This window comes from Actinomadura oligospora ATCC 43269, from assembly GCF_000518265.1.
Taxonomy (GTDB): Bacteria; Actinomycetota; Actinomycetes; order Streptosporangiales; family Streptosporangiaceae; genus Spirillospora; species Spirillospora oligospora.
The window spans coordinates 933,318-951,009 of record NZ_KI912410.1 but is presented as its reverse complement, the minus strand read 5'-3'; the positions used below and the strand labels follow the sequence as shown (position 1 = coordinate 951,009).

At 73.0% G+C, this 17,692-nt stretch carries 18 protein-coding genes and 1 riboswitch; of the genes, 7 read left to right on the top strand and 11 right to left on the bottom strand.

Going from position 1 to position 17,692, the window contains the following annotated elements:
* Position 1 precedes the first annotated feature (1 nt).
* From cobM to P696_RS0136145, 6 genes are all read right to left on the bottom strand, one after another.
* Positions 2–811, bottom strand: a complete 810-nt coding sequence (cobM, locus tag P696_RS0136170) for a precorrin-4 C(11)-methyltransferase (protein WP_026416143.1) — start codon at positions 809–811, stop codon at positions 2–4.
* The gene (cobI, locus tag P696_RS55240) at positions 808–2,085 is read right to left on the bottom strand and encodes a precorrin-2 C(20)-methyltransferase (RefSeq protein ID WP_084338693.1); all 1,278 of its coding nucleotides are present in this window, start codon (positions 2,083–2,085) and stop codon (positions 808–810) included. Before cobI ends, cobM begins: the two co-directional genes overlap by 4 nt.
* The gene (locus tag P696_RS0136160; protein WP_026416141.1) at positions 2,082–3,464 is read right to left on the bottom strand and encodes a cobyrinic acid a,c-diamide synthase CobB; all 1,383 of its coding nucleotides are present in this window, start codon (positions 3,462–3,464) and stop codon (positions 2,082–2,084) included. The genes cobI and P696_RS0136160 overlap by 4 nt, the downstream gene beginning before the upstream one ends.
* The gene (cobO, locus tag P696_RS0136155) at positions 3,458–4,060 is read right to left on the bottom strand and encodes a cob(I)yrinic acid a,c-diamide adenosyltransferase (RefSeq protein WP_026416140.1); all 603 of its coding nucleotides are present in this window, start codon (positions 4,058–4,060) and stop codon (positions 3,458–3,460) included. Before cobO ends, P696_RS0136160 begins: the two co-directional genes overlap by 7 nt.
* 2 nt (positions 4,061–4,062) lie before the next feature.
* Complete coding sequence (locus tag P696_RS0136150) at positions 4,063–6,063, bottom strand: putative cobaltochelatase (RefSeq protein ID WP_026416139.1); 2,001 nt, start codon at positions 6,061–6,063, stop codon at positions 4,063–4,065.
* A 60-nt stretch (positions 6,064–6,123) separates the two neighbouring features.
* A riboswitch (cobalamin riboswitch) is annotated at positions 6,124–6,265 on the bottom strand.
* 58 nt (positions 6,266–6,323) lie between these two features.
* Positions 6,324–6,554, bottom strand: coding sequence for a hypothetical protein (locus P696_RS0136145; RefSeq protein ID WP_026416138.1), 231 nt, complete (start codon positions 6,552–6,554; stop codon positions 6,324–6,326).
* Between the two features lie 737 nt (positions 6,555–7,291).
* On the opposite strand from P696_RS0136145, the gene P696_RS0136140 reads away from it, so the two are divergent.
* Entirely contained in the window at positions 7,292–7,582 is a 291-nt protein-coding gene (locus tag P696_RS0136140) for a hypothetical protein (RefSeq protein WP_034488416.1), read from the top strand.
* Between the two features lie 42 nt (positions 7,583–7,624).
* Here P696_RS0136140 and P696_RS50415 read toward each other — a convergent pair whose 3' ends face one another.
* Positions 7,625–8,236, bottom strand: coding sequence for an ATP-binding protein (locus P696_RS50415; RefSeq protein WP_157430119.1), 612 nt, complete (start codon positions 8,234–8,236; stop codon positions 7,625–7,627).
* Between the two features lie 237 nt (positions 8,237–8,473).
* On the opposite strand from P696_RS50415, the gene P696_RS0136130 reads away from it, so the two are divergent.
* The 4 genes from P696_RS0136130 to P696_RS0136115 all read left to right on the top strand — a co-directional run bounded on the left by P696_RS0136130 (position 8,474) and on the right by P696_RS0136115 (position 12,764).
* Positions 8,474–9,316: a helix-turn-helix domain-containing protein gene (locus P696_RS0136130; RefSeq protein ID WP_026416136.1), complete on the top strand. Its 843-nt coding sequence runs from the start codon at positions 8,474–8,476 to the stop codon at positions 9,314–9,316.
* Positions 9,313–9,588 (top strand): DUF397 domain-containing protein, encoded by a 276-nt coding sequence (locus P696_RS59140; protein ID WP_342669053.1) that lies wholly within the window; start codon positions 9,313–9,315, stop codon positions 9,586–9,588. Before P696_RS0136130 ends, P696_RS59140 begins: the two co-directional genes overlap by 4 nt.
* A gap of 364 nt (positions 9,589–9,952) precedes the next feature.
* Positions 9,953–10,975: an LLM class F420-dependent oxidoreductase gene (locus P696_RS0136120; RefSeq protein ID WP_245627940.1), complete on the top strand. Its 1,023-nt coding sequence runs from the start codon at positions 9,953–9,955 to the stop codon at positions 10,973–10,975.
* Positions 10,976–11,108: 133 nt separating this feature from the next.
* Positions 11,109–12,764 carry an acetolactate synthase large subunit gene (locus tag P696_RS0136115; RefSeq protein WP_026416133.1) on the top strand — a complete coding sequence of 552 codons (1,656 nt, stop codon included), beginning with the start codon at positions 11,109–11,111 and terminating at the stop codon, positions 12,762–12,764.
* A gap of 51 nt (positions 12,765–12,815) precedes the next feature.
* On the opposite strand, the gene P696_RS0136110 is transcribed toward P696_RS0136115, so the two are convergent.
* The gene (locus tag P696_RS0136110) at positions 12,816–13,739 is read right to left on the bottom strand and encodes a methyltransferase domain-containing protein (protein WP_281175024.1); all 924 of its coding nucleotides are present in this window, start codon (positions 13,737–13,739) and stop codon (positions 12,816–12,818) included.
* Positions 13,740–13,790: 51 nt separating this feature from the next.
* Here P696_RS0136110 and P696_RS50410 point away from each other — a divergent pair, with 51 nt between their 5' ends.
* Entirely contained in the window at positions 13,791–15,005 is a 1,215-nt protein-coding gene (locus P696_RS50410) for an alpha/beta hydrolase (RefSeq protein ID WP_051468564.1), read from the top strand.
* Positions 15,006–15,062: 57 nt separating this feature from the next.
* On the opposite strand, the gene P696_RS50405 is transcribed toward P696_RS50410, so the two are convergent.
* Positions 15,063–16,019 (bottom strand): helix-turn-helix domain-containing protein, encoded by a 957-nt coding sequence (locus P696_RS50405; RefSeq protein ID WP_051468563.1) that lies wholly within the window; start codon positions 16,017–16,019, stop codon positions 15,063–15,065.
* Positions 16,020–16,091: 72 nt separating this feature from the next.
* Between P696_RS50405 and P696_RS0136095 the strand changes: the two genes are divergently transcribed.
* Positions 16,092–16,859: an MBL fold metallo-hydrolase gene (locus tag P696_RS0136095; RefSeq protein WP_026416131.1), complete on the top strand. Its 768-nt coding sequence runs from the start codon at positions 16,092–16,094 to the stop codon at positions 16,857–16,859.
* 35 nt (positions 16,860–16,894) lie between these two features.
* On the opposite strand, the gene P696_RS0136090 is transcribed toward P696_RS0136095, so the two are convergent.
* Together P696_RS0136090 and P696_RS58950 are read right to left on the bottom strand one after the other, a co-directional pair.
* Positions 16,895–17,104, bottom strand: a complete 210-nt coding sequence (locus P696_RS0136090; protein WP_157430118.1) for a hypothetical protein — start codon at positions 17,102–17,104, stop codon at positions 16,895–16,897.
* A 123-nt stretch (positions 17,105–17,227) separates the two neighbouring features.
* Positions 17,228–17,602, bottom strand: coding sequence for a DUF3761 domain-containing protein (locus P696_RS58950; protein ID WP_051468562.1), 375 nt, complete (start codon positions 17,600–17,602; stop codon positions 17,228–17,230).
* Positions 17,603–17,692 lie beyond the last annotated feature (90 nt).

The following is a 17,692-nucleotide window of genomic DNA, read 5'->3' as shown; positions in this document are numbered from 1 at the left end:
GTCAGGACGACCGACGAGCCTCTCGAAGAGAGCGGCGCGCGGCGGGCTCGGCACGCCGGAAACCGTGGAAGTGACCGGGGTGGTACAGGTGCGAGCGCGTGCCGCCCGCGGCCAAAGCGGGACCGACCAGCACGAGCGTGTGCTTCCACAGCTTGTGCGCCTTCACGGTCGCCGACAGCTCGCCGAGCGCGCACCGGACGATCAGCTCGTCCGGCCAGCTGCACTGGTAGGCGACCACGCAGGGCGTGTCCTCGGGGTAGCCGCCCTCGATCAGCTCGTCCTGGAGCTGGCCGGAGCGCGCCGCGGACAGGAACAGCGCCATCGTCGTCCCGTGCCGGGCGAACTCGCGGACCTCCTCCCCCGGCGGCATCGGCGTCTTGCCGCCGCCGAGCCGGGTCAGGACGACCGACTGCGCGACCTCGGGGATCGTCAGTTCGCGTCCGACCGCCGCCGCGACCGCGCTGAAGCTGGACACGCCGGGGATGACCTCGGTGTCCAGGCCCATCTCGACGCACCGGTCGAGCTGTTCCTGGAGCGCGCCCCACAGCGCCGGGTCGCCCGAGTGGATGCGCGCGATCGTCAGCCCCTCGGTGAGGGCCCGCTCGTAGTAGGGCAGGACGCCTTCCATCGGGAGCTGCGCGGAGTCCACGATCTCGGCGTCCTCGCGCGCGTGCACGAGGACGTCCGGGTGGACGAGCGAGGCGGCCCAGATCACGACGTCGGCGTCGGCGATGGCCTTCGCTGCACGGAACGTCAGTAGATCGGCCGCACCAGGCCCGGCCCCGACGAACAGGACGCGTCCGGTGCTCACAGTTTGCCTCCTCGGCTGGTCCGGCGGCCCGGAACGATCAGGGTGGAGAGATAGGGGACGGGACCGTCGATCGCGGCGGCGGGCCCCACGGCCTCGCCGGGCAGGCCGAGCCGGGCCCCGTAGACGGCGTCGTCGAGCCGTCCGGCGTCCTTGAGCGCGTCCACGACCTCGGACGCCCTGGAGCCGAACTTGTAGGCCACGACGGTGTCGCCGGTCTGGAGGGCGTCTTGGAACGTGCCGTTTCCAGCGGTGAGCGGGACGAGCACGACCGACTCGGTCCCCTCCGCGAGGACGGTCCCGGAGCGGGCGGCGAGGTCCTGCATCGCGGTGATGCCGGGGACGGTCTCGACCACGACGTCCGGACGTCCGGCGCGGACGCCCTGCGCCAGGTAGGTGAAGGTGGAGTACACGTTCGGGTCGCCGATCGTGGCGAACACGACCGTCCGGGCCCCCTGCTCGAAGGCGTCCAGCACGCGCGCGGCAGCGGCGTCCCAGGCGGCGGCGCGCTTCTCGGTGACGCCGCCCCGGTCGTTGAGCGCGAAGACGACGCGTTCGGCCTTCGCCGTGTACTCCCGGACGACCGACTCGGCGCGGCCCGGCTCGTCCAGTGCCAGGACGGGGACGAGCACGACGTCGGCCTCCTGCAGCAGCCGGACGGCCTTGGCCGTGACCAGCTCCGGGTCGCCCGGCCCGACGCCGATGCCGACCAGCCGCACCGGGCCGTCCGCCGGGACGTCGGTGGCGAGCCGGGAGAACATGACCAGGTCCTGGCGCCTGCCCGCGCCACGCTGGACGCCCTCGCGCCGGAACCCGGCCTTCTCCGCGACGCGCATGGACGCGATGTTGTCGGTGAGGGTCCGCAGCTCGATCCGGTGCAGGCCGCAGTCGTTCAGCGCCCAGTCGGCGCCCAGCAGCAGTGCCTCGGTGGCGTGGCCGCGTCCGCGCACGCCCTGGCGGAGCGCGTACCCGACCTCGCAGGAGTCGTGCGTCGCGTCCACCCGGAACAGGCCGAGGAACCCGACGAGCGTGTCGGTCTCGCGGTCGGCGATCGCCAGGTGGACCGACACCCCGAACCGCTGCCCGTTCGGCACCGACACCGTCAGCCAGTGCGCGAGCGCCTCGGCGTCGTGCACGCCCTGAAGGGTCTGCGGCAGGATCTCCGGCTCGGTCCGGACGATGGAGACCAGCGCCTCCGCGTCGTCCAGGGTGAGCTGGCGGACGATCGTCCGGTCGGCGGTCAGCCGGACGGGGCGTCGGAACACACTCTCGTTCATAGGGTGGCGGCCTCCACGAGACGGCGGGCGGAATCAGGCGATCCCGCCCAGTGAAGATGCAGGTAGGAGGCGACGCAACCGCCCTGGACGAATCCGGCCGCTCTGTCCTTGCTCCACTGCCATGCGGCGGTCGCGCCGTGTACGGGGTCGGTCGCGGTGCGGTGGAACTCGTGCCCGTGGAAACGCTCGCCCGCGCGCGCGACCACCGAGTCGGACACGGCGACCGCCGCCCGGTAGCCGAGCGTGAGTTTCGAGGTCATCGTCGCCTTCACACCGTGCAGGACGCCGCACATCGGTTTTCCGTCCAGCTCGTCCGCGAGGTAGAGCAGGCCGGCGCACTCGGCGTAGAGCGGGCCGGTGAAGGCGGAGATCTCCTTGCGCAGCGGCTCGTTCGCCGACAGGTCCGCCGCGTACACCTCGGGGAAGCCGCCGCCGATGACGACGGCGCGCGTCCCGTCCGGCAGGTGCTCGTCGCGGAGCGGATCGAACCGGACGACCTCCGCACCCGCCGCCGCGAGCAGTTCCTCGTTCTCGGCGTAGCCGAACGTGAACGCCGCGCCCCCGGCGACCGCGACGCGCGTGCGCGCGGGCTCGTCGTACGGCGGCGACCACGGCTCTTCGTGCAGGTCAGGGGCCGAGTGCGCGAGCGCCGTGAGCGCGTCCAGGTCGCAGTGCGCCGCGACCAGCTCACCCAGCCGCCGGACGGTCTCGACCGCCTCGGCGTGCCGTTCCGCCGCCGGGACCAGCCCGAGGTGCCGGGACGGCTTGGCGATGTCGTCCGTCCTCGGCAGCGCGCCCAGCACCGGGACGCCCGTCTCCTCGATCGCGTCCCGGCACAGCGCGGCGTGCGCCTCCGACCCGACCCGGTTGAGGATCACCCCCCCGAACCGGACGGATCTACCCCGACCAACCGACCCCGACCGACCTCCCGTGCCGAAACTCCGGAAACCGTGCACGGTCGCGGCGACCGAACGGCTCGCCGCCGACGCGTCCACGACCAGGACGACCGGCGCGTCGATCAGCGTCGCGACGTGCGCCGTCGACGCGAAGTCGCCGCCGGACGCCCCGCCCGGACCGGCCTTCGCCGCGCCGTCGAACAGCCCCATGACGCCCTCGACGACGGCGATGTCCGCGCCGCGCGCGCCGTGCAGCAGCAGCGGCGCGACCAGCGCCTCCGAGGTCAGCCAGGGGTCGAGGTTGCGGCCCGGACGCCCGGTCGCGAGACCGTGGTAGCCGGGGTCGATGTAGTCGGGGCCGACCTTGTGCGGCGAGACGGCGAGGCCGCGCGCGGCGAGCGCCGCCATCAGCCCGGTCGCGACCGTCGTCTTGCCGCTCCCGGACGCGGGCGCGGCCACGACGAGCCGGGGAAGCGCTACCACTCGATGCCCTTCTGCCCCTTCTGTCCCCGGTCCATCGGGTGCTTGACCTTGCCCATCTCGGTCACCAGGTCGGCGGCGTCCAGCAGGCGCGGATCGGCGTCCCGGCCGGTGATGACCACGTGCTGGTTGCCCGGCCGGGCCGCGAGCGTCGCGACGACGTCCTCGACGTCCACCCAGCCCCACTTCATCGGGTAGGTGAACTCGTCCAGGACGTACAGGCGGTAGGTCTCGGCGGCCAGGTCGCGCTTGATCTGCTCCCAGCCCTCGCGGGCGTCGGCGGCGTGGTCGGCGTCCGAGCCCGGACGCTGGATCCACGACCAGCCCTCGCCCATCTTGTTCCACGCGACCGTCCCGCCCTCGTCGCTGTCGCCGAGGACCTTCAGCGCGGTCTCCTCGCCGATGCGCCACTTCGCGGACTTCACGAACTGGAAGACCCCGATCGGCCAGCCCTGGTTCCAGGCGCGCAGCGCGAGCCCGAACGCGGCCGTGGACTTCCCCTTGCCGGTGCCCGTGTGCACGACCAGCAGCGGACGGTTCCGGCGTTCGCGCGTGGTCAGGCCGTCCCTCGGGACGTACTCCGGCTTGCCCTGCGGCATCGTCAGGCCACCTTCCGCACATCTCGGACGACCCCGGCGAGGGAGTCGGCCCCCAGTTCCTCCAGCCGGACGACCTCGCCGCCCAGCCGCTCCCCGAGCCGTCCGGCGAGGCCGAGCCGCACCGGGCCGGACTCGCAGTCCACGACCACCGACGCCACGTCCGCGAGCAGCGCGGCGACGCGCGTCGGGTCGTCGCCGTGCGTCGCGCGGCCGTCGGTCACGACCACCAGCAGCGGACGCCGCGCCGGGTCGCGCAGCCGCTCGACGCGCAGCACCTCGGCGGCGCGCGTCAGCCCCGCCGCCAGGGGCGTCCTGCCGCCGGTCGCCAGCCGCTCCAGCCGCCGCGCGCCCGCGTCCACCGAGGACGTCGGAGGGAGTGCCAGCTCGGCGGACGTCCCCCGGAAGGTGATCAGGCCGACCTTGTCGCGGCGCTGGTAGGCGTCCAGGAGCAGGCTGAGCACCGCGCCCTTGACCGCCCGCATCCGCTGCCGGGCGGCCATCGAGCCCGACGCGTCCACGAGGAAGAGGACGAGGTTGCCCTCCCGTCCGTCGCGGACGGCCTCACGCAGGTCCTCGGACGCGACGACCAGACCGGGTCCGGATCGTCCGCGTGCCTTCTGGTGCGGCGCGGCGGCCCGCAGCGTCGCGGTCAGGTGGACGCCGCGCGCGCCCGGCCTCGCACCGGCGACGCGTCCGAACGGGCTGCGCGCCTTGGACCTGCGTCCCGGCGCTCCCGTCCCGGTGCCGGGCACGGTGAACAGCCGTGGCTTGTACTGGGCGGCGGGCTCGGCGGCCTCCTGCTCACCACTCCCCTGCCGCTGGCCCTGCTCCTGCCCGCCGTCTCCGGACGGCTGCCGGGCGTCGCCGCCCGACGCGTCCACACTCTCGGGCTCCGGCGCGCCGCCGGGGCCTCCGTCCGGGCCTCCGTCCGGGCCTCCGTCGGGGTCGCCATCCGGGCCGCCGTTCGGGGGTTCGGGTTCGTCGTCGTGCTCGTCGAGGACGTCGTCCAGCCGCTGCTCGTCCAGGCCGGGCGCGTCGAACGGGTCGCGGCGGCGACGGTGCGGCAGGGCGAGCCGGGCCGCCGTCCGGACGTCCTCGGACGTCACCGACGTGCGCCCGTTCCAGGCGGCGAGCGCCATCGCCGCCCGCGCGGTGACCAGGTCGGCGCGCAGGCCGTCCACCTCGAACGCGGCGCACACGGCGGTGATCTGGCGCAGCGCGGCGTCGGTCAGCTCCACCTCGGGCAGCAGCGCGCGGGCGGCGGCGACCCGCAGCGCGAGGGCGGCCTCCGCGTCGGTCCAGGCGGCGGCGAACCCGGCCGGGTCCTCCTCGAACCGCAGCCGCCGCCGGACGACCTCGGCGCGCTCGGCCGGATCGCGGGTGGCGGCGACCTCGACGGTCAGGCCGAACCGGTCGAGCAGCTGCGGACGCAGCTCGCCCTCCTCCGGGTTCATCGTCCCGACCAGCAGGAACCGCGCCGCGTGCCGCACCGACACGCCCTCGCGCTCGACGTGCGACTCGCCCATCGCCGCCGCGTCGAGCAGCAGGTCGACCAGGTGGTCGTGCAGCAGGTTGACCTCGTCCACGTACAGGACGCCCCGGTGCGCGGCGGCCAGCAGGCCCGGCTCGAACGCCTTCACGCCCTCGGTCAGCGCCCGCTCGATGTCCAGGGACCCGGTCAGCCGGTCCTCCGACGCCCCGACGGGCAGTTCGACGAGCCGGGCGTCCCGCTCCTCGCCGGGAGCGGCGTCGTGCGGCCCGTCCGGGCACCGCGGGTCGGGATCGGCGGGATCGCACGAGAACCGGCACCCCGGCACGACGCCGACGGCCGGCAGCAGCGCCGCGAGCGCCCGGACGATCGTGGACTTCGCGGTGCCCTTCTCGCCCCGCACGAGCACGCCGCCGACGGCGGGCGACACGGCGTTGACCAGGAGGGCGAGCTTGAGGTCGTCCATTCCGACGACGGCGGAGAACGGGTACCGGACGGCGGAGCCGCGCGTCATCGGCGCATCAGAGAGCGCATGCCTCAGAGTCCTTCCCTCGGGTGTCCACGCCCGTGGTCGGCGGTCGGTGTCACGACGACCGGAGTTCCTGACTCACCGGCTCCCACCGGCTCACAGTTGCGGGCACAGCCCCGGATTCGCACCGGGTTCCTCCGCCTTCGTCGCCTGGACAGGATGACACACCGCCCCGCCTCCACCCAAGCCGCCACCACCCAGGAACACCCGCCCGAGCTGGGACGCCACGGTCACCCGGGGCCGGATCAGGCCGCCGCGAGGACCCCGTTCCGGACGTCCATATCCAGCTGCGCGACCGCGCACCGCATCACGTCGACGCACTCGGTGGCCGGACACGTCCACGCGCCGTACGCGCCGAGCGCGGAGGCGCTGGTCTCCGGCCCGTCCGGCATCACGTGGATGCGCGGGCCGACGCCGACGACCGTCCGGTACGAGCACTGCGCGCCCGTGCTCGCCTGGCCGGACGGCGCCCGCACCCGCCCTGGACGCCGAGCCGTACGAGGCGGCCGTCCCGCTGGTGAAGCACCGGCGCGCGGCCCCCGACTTCGACCACGAGGCGCTGACGGCCAGTTGCCGAAGGTGGAGTCCGGCGATCTGGACGCCGGTCTCGCGCTGCTGGCCGGAATACGCGACACCCTGAGGACCGCGGCCTGGTGGCCGTGCGGCTCGGCCGTCCGCACATCGAGCGGCTCGCGGAACTCGCCGCGTCGCGTCCGGACGACCCCGACGCCCAGCTCTGGCTCGGCTCGGCGCGCATCACCCACGCGTGGGAGGCCAGGACCAGCGGGCTCGCGGAGAACGTGGACTCCGTCCGGTTCCACGCCTTCTGGCGGCGGCTGGCCCTGGCGGGCGAGCCGCTGTACCGGGCCGCCAGCTGCTGCCGGAGGACCCCGCCCCTGGGAGCGCCTCCAGTGGCACGCGATCGGCCTCCAGCTCGGACGGCCCGAGCTCGACCGCCTCTGGGACGAGGCGGTGCGGCGCGGCCCGGCCCTGTACGCCGCGCACCAGGCCCGGCTGCAGGCCCTGTGCCGCAAGGGGTGGGGCTCGAACGCCGAGGTCCTCGCGTTCGCCGAGCGGGCCTCCGCGGACGCCGGACCCGGCGGGGTCGTGCCCTCCTCCACGTACACCCGTGTACCGCAGGCCCTTGGTCATGTAGATCGAGGCGTGCCCGTCCGCTTCCTCGTGCGAGTACTCCGCGTCGAGGAACGCCGCCGTGAAGAGCGCCATGTGCGTCGCCGTGAAGGCGGCGAACAGCGCGAAAACCGCCACCGGAACGTCATTGATGGCGCGCGCCGCTGACCGGTGGGTCGAGACGTCCCGGCGGCGCCTGGACGGCCCTCGCGCGCACAACGAGTTCGGGACGGCTTTCTCCTACGCGGGCGACTTCGAGCGGGCGCGGCGGCACCTGAAGCTGGCGGGCGTGGTCTTCCCTGGGGAAGCGGCGAAGGCGATGCGCCGCGACCTGGGACTGAAGCCACGCCACATCCGGCGGCCCGCCCGCTGACCATCCCGGCCGCCTCCGACCGGCCTGCTCACGGCGGGGCGGTCAGAGGGGGACGGCGAACCAGACGGCCTTGCCGGGCGACGGGGGGCCGAGGCGGGACGTGGTGCGGACCATGCCCCAGCGGCCCTCGGAGAGTTCGCGGACGATGGACAGGCCCCGGCCGCAGTCGCCGGACGTCCAGGAGTAGCCGGGCAGGTCGCAGGCGAGGCGGTCGAAGATGGCGCACCGGACCTCGTGCCCGTGGCCGGGCGGGCCGTCGGCGAGGTACAGCCAGAGCTCGTGCGGGGCGTGGTCGCCCGCGTGCTGGTAGGCGTTGGTCGCGAGCTCGCTGACCATGAGCTGGGCGTCGGAGATCTCCGAGCGGCCCGCGCCGAGGTCGGCGAGGGCCTCGCGCAGGACGGCCCGGGCGTAGCCGGGACAGGCCGGGCCGCCGGGCAGCGCCCACACGCGGCTGCGGCGCGCGCCCTCGGCGCTCGCGCCCCTCGCGCTCGTGTGCCCTGCGCTCGTGTGCGCCGCGCTCGTGTGCGCCGCGTTCCTGTTCCCTGCGCTCGCGTTCCCTGCGCTCGTGTCGCCCGAGCCCGGGCGGGGCGCCAGGGCCAGGCGGGCGGACTGGTCGTCCACGGCGTCTCCGGCGATGTCTGGAGAGGTGGTCACGGGGTTCCCTCCCTGGGAGCGGACGGCGGGCGCGAGAACCGGCCGCAACCCTCACGGTGAGTATCTGGTCACGTAACTCTGGTTACGCAACGACACCGAACGGTCACGGTTCTCAGAATCGCGTGAGATTCTCAGTACCGCAACACCGTTGGGCAGATTGCTCTGGCGGGAGAGATTCCTCTACCCGGTTCGTCATTCCCGTTGTGGAACGTGGGGCGAACGGCGAGACTCCCCGCCATGAGCTACCGGCCCACCGTCCGCGGCCGCCGCCTGGCGCGTGAGCTGCGGACGCTCCGTGAGAAGCGCAACCTCACCCTGCAGGAGGTCGCCGACAGGCTGAGCATGTCGCGGGCGACCGTGTCCCGGCTCGAGACGGCCCAGACCAGGCCGAAGGCCGAGGACATCGACCGGTTCCTCGACCTGTACGGCGTGCCGAGCCCCGAGCGCGACGCGCTGTCCAACCTGGCGAACGCGGCGCAGCGGCGCGGCTGGTGGACGGCCTACTCCGACGTGTTCACCGGCAGCTACGTCGCGATGGAGCACGAGGCGTCGCTGATCCGGACCTGGGACCCGCAGCTCGTCCACGGGCTGCTCCAGACCGAGGACTACGCGCGGGCCGTCATCACGGCCGGCCGCATGCTGCCCAACCCCGAGGACGTGGAGCGGCGGCTCGCCGCGCGCCGCACCCGGCAGGCGCTGCTGGACCAGGCGGAGGCGCCGCGCGTGCACATGGTCGTGGACGAGGCGGTCCTGCACCGCCCGATCGGCGGACGGGAGGTGCTCGCGGAGCAGTTGCGGCATCTGGCCCGGCTGGCCGAGCGCGACCGGATCACTGTCCAGATCCTTCCGTTCACCGTGCGTGAGCACGCCGGACTCGACGGCCGCTTCACAATCCTGTCGTTCCCGGACCCCGCGGACCCCGATATCGCCTACGTGGAGGGCACGATGGGCGACGTTTATGTCGAAAGCATCGCGGAAATAGCCAGTCACGGGGAACGCTTCCAGCGGATCGCCGAGGCGGCCCTCCCTCCGGAGGAGTCCGCGCGACTCGTCGCCGACTCAGCAAGGAGAGCTTCGTGAACCCATGCCCCGCAGACGAGTTCGACGGCCCGATCGACCGCGGCCCGGGTGGTCCCACGGGCCGCTCGCTCGACCGCTCGCCCGCTCGCGAGCTCGACACCGCGCTGTGGACCAAGTCGTCCCACAGCGGCAGCGGCGACCAGTGCGTCGAGGTCGCCGCCCTGTCCGGCGCGCGCCGCGCGGTGCGCGACTCCAAGGACCCGCGCGGCCCCGCGCTGCTGCTCGCGTCCGGCGAGTGGCGCGCGATGCTCGACAGCGTCGCCCGCCTCTGACCAGCACGCCCTCCGCCCGTCCCGCACCACCTCAGTTCGACTGTTCATCTGTTCGTCCAGCGTTCCCCCCGTACGTCGCACGTTCCCCCGCGTTTCGCGTCATTCCTGATCGTCGTGCGCCCCCCGATCCCTGTTCGCTTCTGATCCGTGTTCGCTCCTGATCCGTGTTCGCTCCTGACGTCCGCGGCCTCCGGCTCCGGCGTCCCGACTCCCGCAGGCTCCGGCCCCTCGTCCCCGACTCCCGGCGGCGCCGCTCCGCGCGCGGCCCGCCGGCCCTTCCGAGAAAAGTAGAACGTGTTCTAGCATCGCGGTGTCCCCCCACGGGTGTTCCCCTGCGGGCGTTCCCCCTACGGAAGGTGCCACCGTGACCTCTGCCGACCTGAAGCTCGGGATCAACGTCGGCTACTGGCAGCGCGACCCGGACGACCAGACCGAGACCGTGCTCGCCGCCGAACGGCTCGGGTACCACGCGGTCTTCACCGCCGAGGCGTACGGATCGGACGCGTTCACCCCGCTCGCCTGGTACGCGGCCCGCACGTCCCGGATCAGGCTCGGGACCGCCGTCGCGCAGATGTCCGCGCGCACGCCCGCCGCGACCGCCATGCACGCCCTCACCCTGGACGCCCTGTCCGGCGGACGGATGATCCTCGGCATCGGCGCGTCCGGTCCGCAGGTCGTGGAGGGCTGGTACGGGGTGCCGTTCCCCAGGCCGCTCGCGCGCACGCGGGAGTACCTGGAGGTCATGCGGCGGGTGTGGCGGCGGGAGGAGCCCGTCACCAACGACGGCCCGCACTATCCGCTCCCCTACCCGGGCGGGACGGGCCTGGGCAAGCCGCTGAAGTCGATCGTGCATCCGGTGCGTCCGGAGATCCCGGTGTACCTCGGCGCGGAGGGGCCGAAGAACATCGCGCTCGCCGCCGAGCGCACGCAGGGGTGGCTGCCGCTTTTCGTGGACCCGGCGCAGATCGACGCGCTGTTCGGCGCGTCCCTGGCGGGCCGTCCGGCGGACTTCGAGATCGCCGCGACCGTGACCACGATCGTCACCGACGACCTGGCGTCCGCGCTGGAGTTCGCCAAGATCCCGCTCGCGTTCTACATCGGCGGGATGGGCGCGAAGGACCGCAACTTCCACCTCGACCTGATCGGCCGCCTCGGGTACGCCGAGCAGGCCGCGCGCGTGCAGGAGCTGTTCCTCGCCGGACGGCGGGACGAGGCGGTCCGGGCCGTCCCGGACGAGCTGGCCGACTCGATCTCGCTGCTCGGCCCGATCGGGCGGATCAAGGAGCGGCTCGAGCTGTGGCGGAACAGCCCCGTCACGACGCTCCTCGTCGCGGGCGTCCGGGACGAGCCGACGCTGCGCGCCGTCCGTGACCTGGTGCTCGGCTGAGCGGAGCGACACGCTCGGGGTGAGGTTGGCCACAGCGGGAAATGCGCCGGGGGGTGAAGGATGCTCTCCAGGCAGCACCCCACAACAACACCCCACAGCACCACCCGACCTCACCGAGGAAGAAGGACAGGCGATGTCCACGCAGGCGGACGCAGCGAAACTCCTGGTCCGCACCCTGGAGGCCGAGGGCGTCGAGTACGTCTTCGGCATCCCGGGTGAGGAGAACATCCACTTCGTCCAGGCATTGGACGACTCGTCCATCCGCTACGTCCTGGTCCGCCACGAGCAGGGCGCGGCGTTCATGGCGGAGATCTACGGGCGGCTGACCGGCAGGGCCGGGGTCGCGTCCGCGACGCTCGGGCCCGGCGCGATCAACCTCCAGCTCGGCGTCGCCGACGCGCAGACCAACTCGACCCCGGTCGTGGCGATCTCCGCGCAGGTCGGGCTGGACCGGATCTACAAGGAGTCGCACCAGATCGTCGACCTGGTGTCGCTGTTCCGGCCGATCACCAAGTGGTCCGAGCTGGTGCCGACGCCCGAGGCGCTGCCGGAGATCGTCCGCAAGGCGTTCAAGACCGCGCAGACCGAGCGTCCGGGCGCGGTGTACCTGGCGATCCCGGAGGACGTGGAGTCGGCGTCGGTCTCGGTGGACCTGAAGCCGCTGCCCGTCAACGTCGTCCAGCCGCAGGAGCCGTCCGCGGCGCAGATCGCGCGGGCCGCCGACGTGCTCGCGATGGCGAAGCAGCCGGTCGTCCTCGCCGGGCACGGCGCGACGCGCGCGCACGCGAGCGAGGCGCTCGTCCACTTCTCCGAGAAGCTCGGGCTGCCGGTCGCGACGACGTTCAACGGCAAGGGCGTCTTCCCCGACGACCACCGCAACGCGCTCGGCGCGGTCGGGTTCATGCGGCACGACTACGTGAACTTCGGGTTCGACGAGGCGGACGTGCTGATCGCGGTCGGCTACGAGCTGCAGGAGTTCGACCCGGTCAAGGTCAACCCGAACGCCGACAAGAAGATCATCCACATCCACGCGATGCCCGCCGAGGTGGACGACCACTACCCGGTCGAGGTCGGCATCCAGGGCGACATCTCGCGCTCGCTGCGCGCGCTCGGCGACGCCGTGCACCGCCGCTGGGACGTGAACGGGACCGGCCGCCGGATCCGCGAGCTGATGCGCGACGAGCTGGCCCAGGGCCGCTCCGAGGACGGTTTCCCGCTGTCCCCGCGCCGCATCGTCGCCGACGTCCGCGAGGCGATGGGCCGCGAGGACATCGTGCTGGCCGACACCGGCGCGGTGAAGATGTGGATGGCCCGGATGTACCCGACCTACGAGCCGAACACGCTGCTGGTGTCGAACGGGCTGTCGTCCATGGGCTTCTCGGTGCCGGGCGCGCTCGCGGCCAAGCTCGCGCACCCGGAGCGCAGGGTGCTCGCCGCGACCGGCGACGGCGCGTTCCTGATGAACTCGCAGGAACTGGAGACCGCCGTCCGTGAGAACATCCCGATCACCGTCCTCATCTGGGAGGACGACGCGTACGGGCTGATCGAGTGGAAGATGGACCTGGAGATGGGGCGCAGCTCGAACATCAAGTTCGGCAACCCCGACTTCGTCGCCTACGCGGAGAGCTTCGGCGCGCACGGGTACCGCGTGAACTCCGCGGACGAGCTGCTCCCGACACTGCGGAAGGCGCTCGCCGACGAGGGCGTGTCGGTCGTGACCGTCCCGGTCGACTACTCGCACAACATGCAGCTCACCGACAAGCTCGGCGAGCTGACCGACCCGTTCTGATCTGACCTGCACTGACCCGACCGGCCCGTGTGGGCCGGTCGGGTTCGCATGTCAGGTGCGGCAGAGGATCTCGCCGTGCTGGGCGGTGAAGGTCCCGTCGGGCGCGGCGGCCCACTCCTGCCAGCCCTGGTGGATGCGTTCCAGGTCCTCGCGGGTCGCGTGGCCCTTCTCGACGGCCGTGTCCGCGAGGGTCGAGTGGAGCATGCGTCCGCCCCACGATCCGCTCCACCACTCGCGCTCTTCCGGGGTCGCGAAGGCCCACGCGGACGAGGTGAACGTGATGTCGGTGAAGCCCGCTTCGCGCGCCCAGGAGACGAGGCGGCGTCCGGCTTCGGGCTCGCCGCCGTTGCCGCGCGCGACCTTGGAGTAGACGGGCAGCCAGTCGGCCATGGCGGGCGGCTCCGGGTACCAGGTGAAGCCGCCGAAGTCGGCCTCGCGGGCGGCCACGACGCCGCCCGGCTTGCACACGCGCCGCATCTCCGACAGCGCCCGGACGGGTTCGGCGATGTGCTGGAGCACCTGGTGCGCGTGGACGATGTCGAACGTGTCGTCCGGGAAGGCCAGGTCGTGGACGTCGGCCACCGCGAACTCGATGTTGTCGCGTCCACGACCGGCCGCGTGCGCCCGGGCCTGCTCCAGGACGGTCTCGGCGGCGTCCACGGCGACGACGCGTCCGGGGGCGAGGCGTTCGGCGAACTCGGTGCTGATCGTCCCGGGGCCGCATCCGACGTCCAGGAGCGTGAGGCCCTCGCGCAGGTGTCCGGCCAGGTAGGCGGCGCTGTTCTCGATGGTGCGCCAGGTGTGGGAGCTGAGGACGGTCGGGTGGTGGCCGTGCGTGTAGACGGTCATCCGGATCACCTCTCGTGGGATCGGCCGGTCTGCGCTGTGCCACGACCCTGCCACGGTTCTCAGGGATTGAGAAACACGTCTCGGAGAATGAGATCCCAGAAACCTAACGTTTGCTGATAAATCCACCGAACGCGATCATCTTTCACTACCGTGACGTTCGCGACTGAAGGGGCGAACGTGCGCAAGAAGACCGAACGCAAACTTGCCGTGGGCGCGGTGGCCGTCGTCGCCGCCGTGCCGACCGCTCTCGTGCTGATCCCGTGGGACGGGTCCGGCGGGCAGCAGCCCGCGGCCGGGACCGCCCCCCTGGGCGCGCAGGCCTCCGCGTCCGACCCGAAGCCGGTCAAGCAGACTCCGCCCGCGCCGTCCCCGGCGCAGGGCAGGATCTCCAAGCTGCCCACCGCGCAGCCGACGACCGCGCCCGTCCCGACCCAGGTGCCCACCAACCCGCCGAGCACCCCGCCGAGCGGCGGCGGAGGCCTGAAGGGCTGGGCCGCCGCCGACGACGGCGCGGTCGTCACCCGCGCCAAGTGGTCGGGCAAGTACCAGGTCGACCTGAGCGTGAAGTCCCCCGCCCTGGGGACGAGCCGCTACGTCCGGGTGCTGGTGCCGCGCGGCTGGAAGGCCAAGACCACACAGACCTGGCCGACCCTGTACGCGCTGCACGGCGGCAACGACACCTACGTGTCCTGGACGCGCAGCACCGACATCGCGACGGTCGCCCGCCAGTGGAACACGATCGTCGTGATGCCCGAGGGCTCGAACGGCTCCTACACCGACTGGTACAACGGCGGACGCGGCGGCACCCCGCGCTGGGAGACCTTCCACACCGCCGAGGTCCGCCAGCTCGTCGAGCGCAACCTGCACGCCGGGACGACGCGGGCCATCATGGGCATCTCGTCCGGGGCGCAGGGCGCGGTCACCTACGCGGCGCGGCACCCCGGGATGTACAGGTACGCGGCGTCCTACAGCGGTGTGCTGTCGATGCTGTCGCCCGGCATCCCGGCGCTGCTGCTCTACATCAACATGCGGCCGGGCACCAACCCCATGGACATCTGGGGCGACCCGTTCACGGCGCGCGCGAACTGGGCCGCGCACGACCCGGCGACCCTGGCGAAGAAGCTGCGCGGGACGAAGCTGTTCGTGTCGTCCGGGAACGGCAAGGAGGGCCCGCTCGACAAGCCCGGCAAGAGCCCCTGGGACATCGGCTACCTCAGCGAGAGCCAGGTGCTGCGCGCCACCGGCGACTTCGTCACGGCCGCGAAGGCCGCGGACGTGCCGGTCAAGACCGACTTCTACGGCGCGGGCTCGCACAGCTGGCCGTACTGGAAGGCCGAGATGCACAAGACGTGGCCCGAGATCATGGCGAGCATCGGCGCCAAGAAGTTCTAGGCGGCCGGGAGTTCTAGGCGGCTGGGAGTTCTGGGCGACCGGCCTGTGACGGGCCGGTCAGGCGGGCTGGAAGGTGTCGCGGTACGGCTGTGGCGCGACACCGACCACCTTGCGGAAGTGCGGGCGCAGCGCGACCCCGTTGGCGAAACCGACCTGCCGGGCGATCGAGTCGATCGGCAGGTCGGTGCTCTCCAGGAGCCGCTGCGCGTGCAGGACGCGCTGGGACAGCAGCCACTGCAGGGGTGAGGTGCCCGTCGCCTCGCGGAACCGGCGGTCGAAGCTGCGTCGGCTCATGTGCGCGCGGTGGGCGAGGGCGTCGACGTCCAGGGCCGGGTCGTGCAGGTTCCGTACGGCGTGCTCCAGGACGGGCGCCAGCGGGTCGTCCATGCCGGGCTCGGGGATCGGACGCTCGATGTACTGCGCCTGCCCGCCCGACCGCTGCGGCGGGACGACCATCCGGCGCGCGATCGACGCCGCCGCCCGTGCCCCCGCTTCCCGCCGGACGAGGTGGAGGCACGCGTCGATCCCCGCGGCCGTGCCCGCCGAGGTGACGATCGACCCCTCGTCCACGTACAGGACGGCCGGGTCGACGCGGACCTTCGGGTAGCGCTCGGCGAGCGCGGGCGCGTACCTCCAGTGCGTGGTCGCGCGGAGCCCGTCGAGCAGGCCCGCCGCGGCCAGGACGAACGCGCCCCGGCACAGGCCGACGACGGTCGCGCCGTCGGCGTGCGCGGCGCGCAGGGCGTCGAGCGCGGCCTCGGGCGGCTCCTCTTCCCCGAAGCGCCAGCTCGGGACGACGACGAGGCCCGCGTCGTCCAGCGCGTCGAGGCCGGGGGGCGCGTGCAGGACCAGGCCCGCCTCCATCCGGATCGGGCCGGGCTCGGCCGCGACGGCGCGCACCTCGAACGGCGTCGCGCCGCGCGGGTCGCTGCCGAAGACGCTGAGCGGCACGCTCGTCTCGAACATCGGGACGCGGTCGAACAGGAGCACCGCGACCGTCCGGGGATCACGCATGGCTGGAATCTATCGCACGGTGGCTTTCTCGCCACTCACTCCCGGACCCGTCCGGGCGGCAGGATCGGTGCCATGACGATCACCATCACGGCCCTCGGCGGCCCCACCTCCCTTCTCGAGCTCGGCGGCCTGCGGATGCTCACCGACCCGGCGTTCGACGAGCCGCGCGACTACGTCCTCCCCGGCAACCGCAAGGTGACCAAGACCGGCCCGACGGCCCTCACCACCGACGAGGTCGGCCGGATCGACGCCGTCCTGCTGTCACACGAGCAGCACCCCGACAACCTGGACGAGTCGGGCCGCGCGTTCCTGCCGAGGGTGCCGCTCGTCCTGACGAACGCGTCGAGCGCCGCGCGCGTCCCGGGCTCGACGGCGCTCGGCCTCTGGGAGCACCACGACATCGCCCGTCCGGACGGCGGGACGCTGCGGGTCACCCGCGTCCCCGCGCTGCACGGCCCGGAGGGCGCGGAGGCCGTCACCGGTGAGGTCGCGGGCTTCGTCCTGACCGCGGACGACCTGCCGACCGTGTATGTCAGCGGCGACAACGCCTCGCTGGACGTCGTCCGCGAGATCAAGGAGCGGTTCCCCGTCATCGACGTGGCGCTGCTGTTCGCGGGCGCGGCCCGGACGATCCTGCTGGACGGCGCGCTGCTGACCCTGGACAGCGCGGGCGCGGCCGAGGCGACCCGGATCCTCGACGCGCGCCACACCGTCCCGCTGCACTTCGAGGGCTGGGCCCACTTCACCGAGGGAGGCGACCTGCTCACCAAGGCGTTCGCCGAGGCGGGCCTCACCGACCGGCTGACCCTGCTCACCCTGGGCGGGTCCGCCACGCTGTGACCCGGCCGGGGCCGGGACAGCGGCCGGAGGACGGATCAGGCGACGGCCAGCCCCTCGGGGCGCCCGACGGGCTGGCCGACGAGCTGGGGGGCTCGCCTCAGCGTCACGACCTGGCCGTCGACCGGCTCGTCGGCGTAGGCGTTGAGCGGAAGGCGGGTCAGCTCGCTGAGCCACGGTTCGACGATCGTCCGCTCGGCCGGGCCGGTCAGGCTGGCCCGGGAAAGGTGCCGGGAAAACCCGTTCACGTAGCCCACAACGACCCCTTTCCATGCCACCGCCGAACCGTCCGGCTCGGGGTGTTCCCCCACGTCACAAGGCAAACTCTAGGCACCGCCTACGACATTTCCGGGGGACCGGAGCAGGGGCGGTCAGAGCCAGCGGGCCACGCCTCCGTGGTGCGAGCAGGTGCCGCGCCGATGCTGCGAGAAGGAGAACGTCCCGTCCCGGCAGATCGCCGTCGCGCCAGACGGGAACCGCGGCGTCTTCGGCTTGGCGCTCGGCCTCTGCGGACTCGGCGTGGACGGCTTCGGGCGGTGGACCGGCGACGTGGACGGGCGCGGCGTCGGCGGTGACGACGGCCGCTTGCGCGGGGGCGTCGTCGTGACCGTCCTGCTCGGGGATCCGGTCGGCGAGGTGGCGGACGGGCTGTTGGTCGGGATGACCGCCGCCTTCGGTTCGGGAACCGCGTTGCAGCCGGTCAGCAGGACGGCGGAGAGCAGGACACCGGTGAGGCTCTTGCGCATGGACCACTTCCTCGGTGCGGGCGTGTCAGGGGAGGACGCCGGTCCGCCCGCCCTGGTTCACCGTCCGCCGATGTCGGCCACGGCGCGGCC

Coding starts and splice junctions, on each gene's coding strand:
- P696_RS50405 (WP_051468563.1), bottom strand. CDS start 16,019: ATGCGTGATCCCCGGACGGTCGCGGTGCTCCTGTTCGACCGCGTCCCG.
- P696_RS0136115 (WP_026416133.1), top strand. CDS start 11,109: ATGTCCACGCAGGCGGACGCAGCGAAACTCCTGGTCCGCACCCTGGAG.
- P696_RS0136150 (WP_026416139.1), bottom strand. CDS start 6,063: ATGACGCGCGGCTCCGCCGTCCGGTACCCGTTCTCCGCCGTCGTCGGA.
- P696_RS0136095 (WP_026416131.1), top strand. CDS start 16,092: ATGACGATCACCATCACGGCCCTCGGCGGCCCCACCTCCCTTCTCGAG.
- P696_RS0136130 (WP_026416136.1), top strand. CDS start 8,474: ATGAGCTACCGGCCCACCGTCCGCGGCCGCCGCCTGGCGCGTGAGCTG.
- P696_RS58950 (WP_051468562.1), bottom strand. CDS start 17,602: ATGCGCAAGAGCCTCACCGGTGTCCTGCTCTCCGCCGTCCTGCTGACC.
- cobI (WP_084338693.1), bottom strand. CDS start 2,085: ATGAACGAGAGTGTGTTCCGACGCCCCGTCCGGCTGACCGCCGACCGG.
- cobO (WP_026416140.1), bottom strand. CDS start 4,060: ATGCCGCAGGGCAAGCCGGAGTACGTCCCGAGGGACGGCCTGACCACG.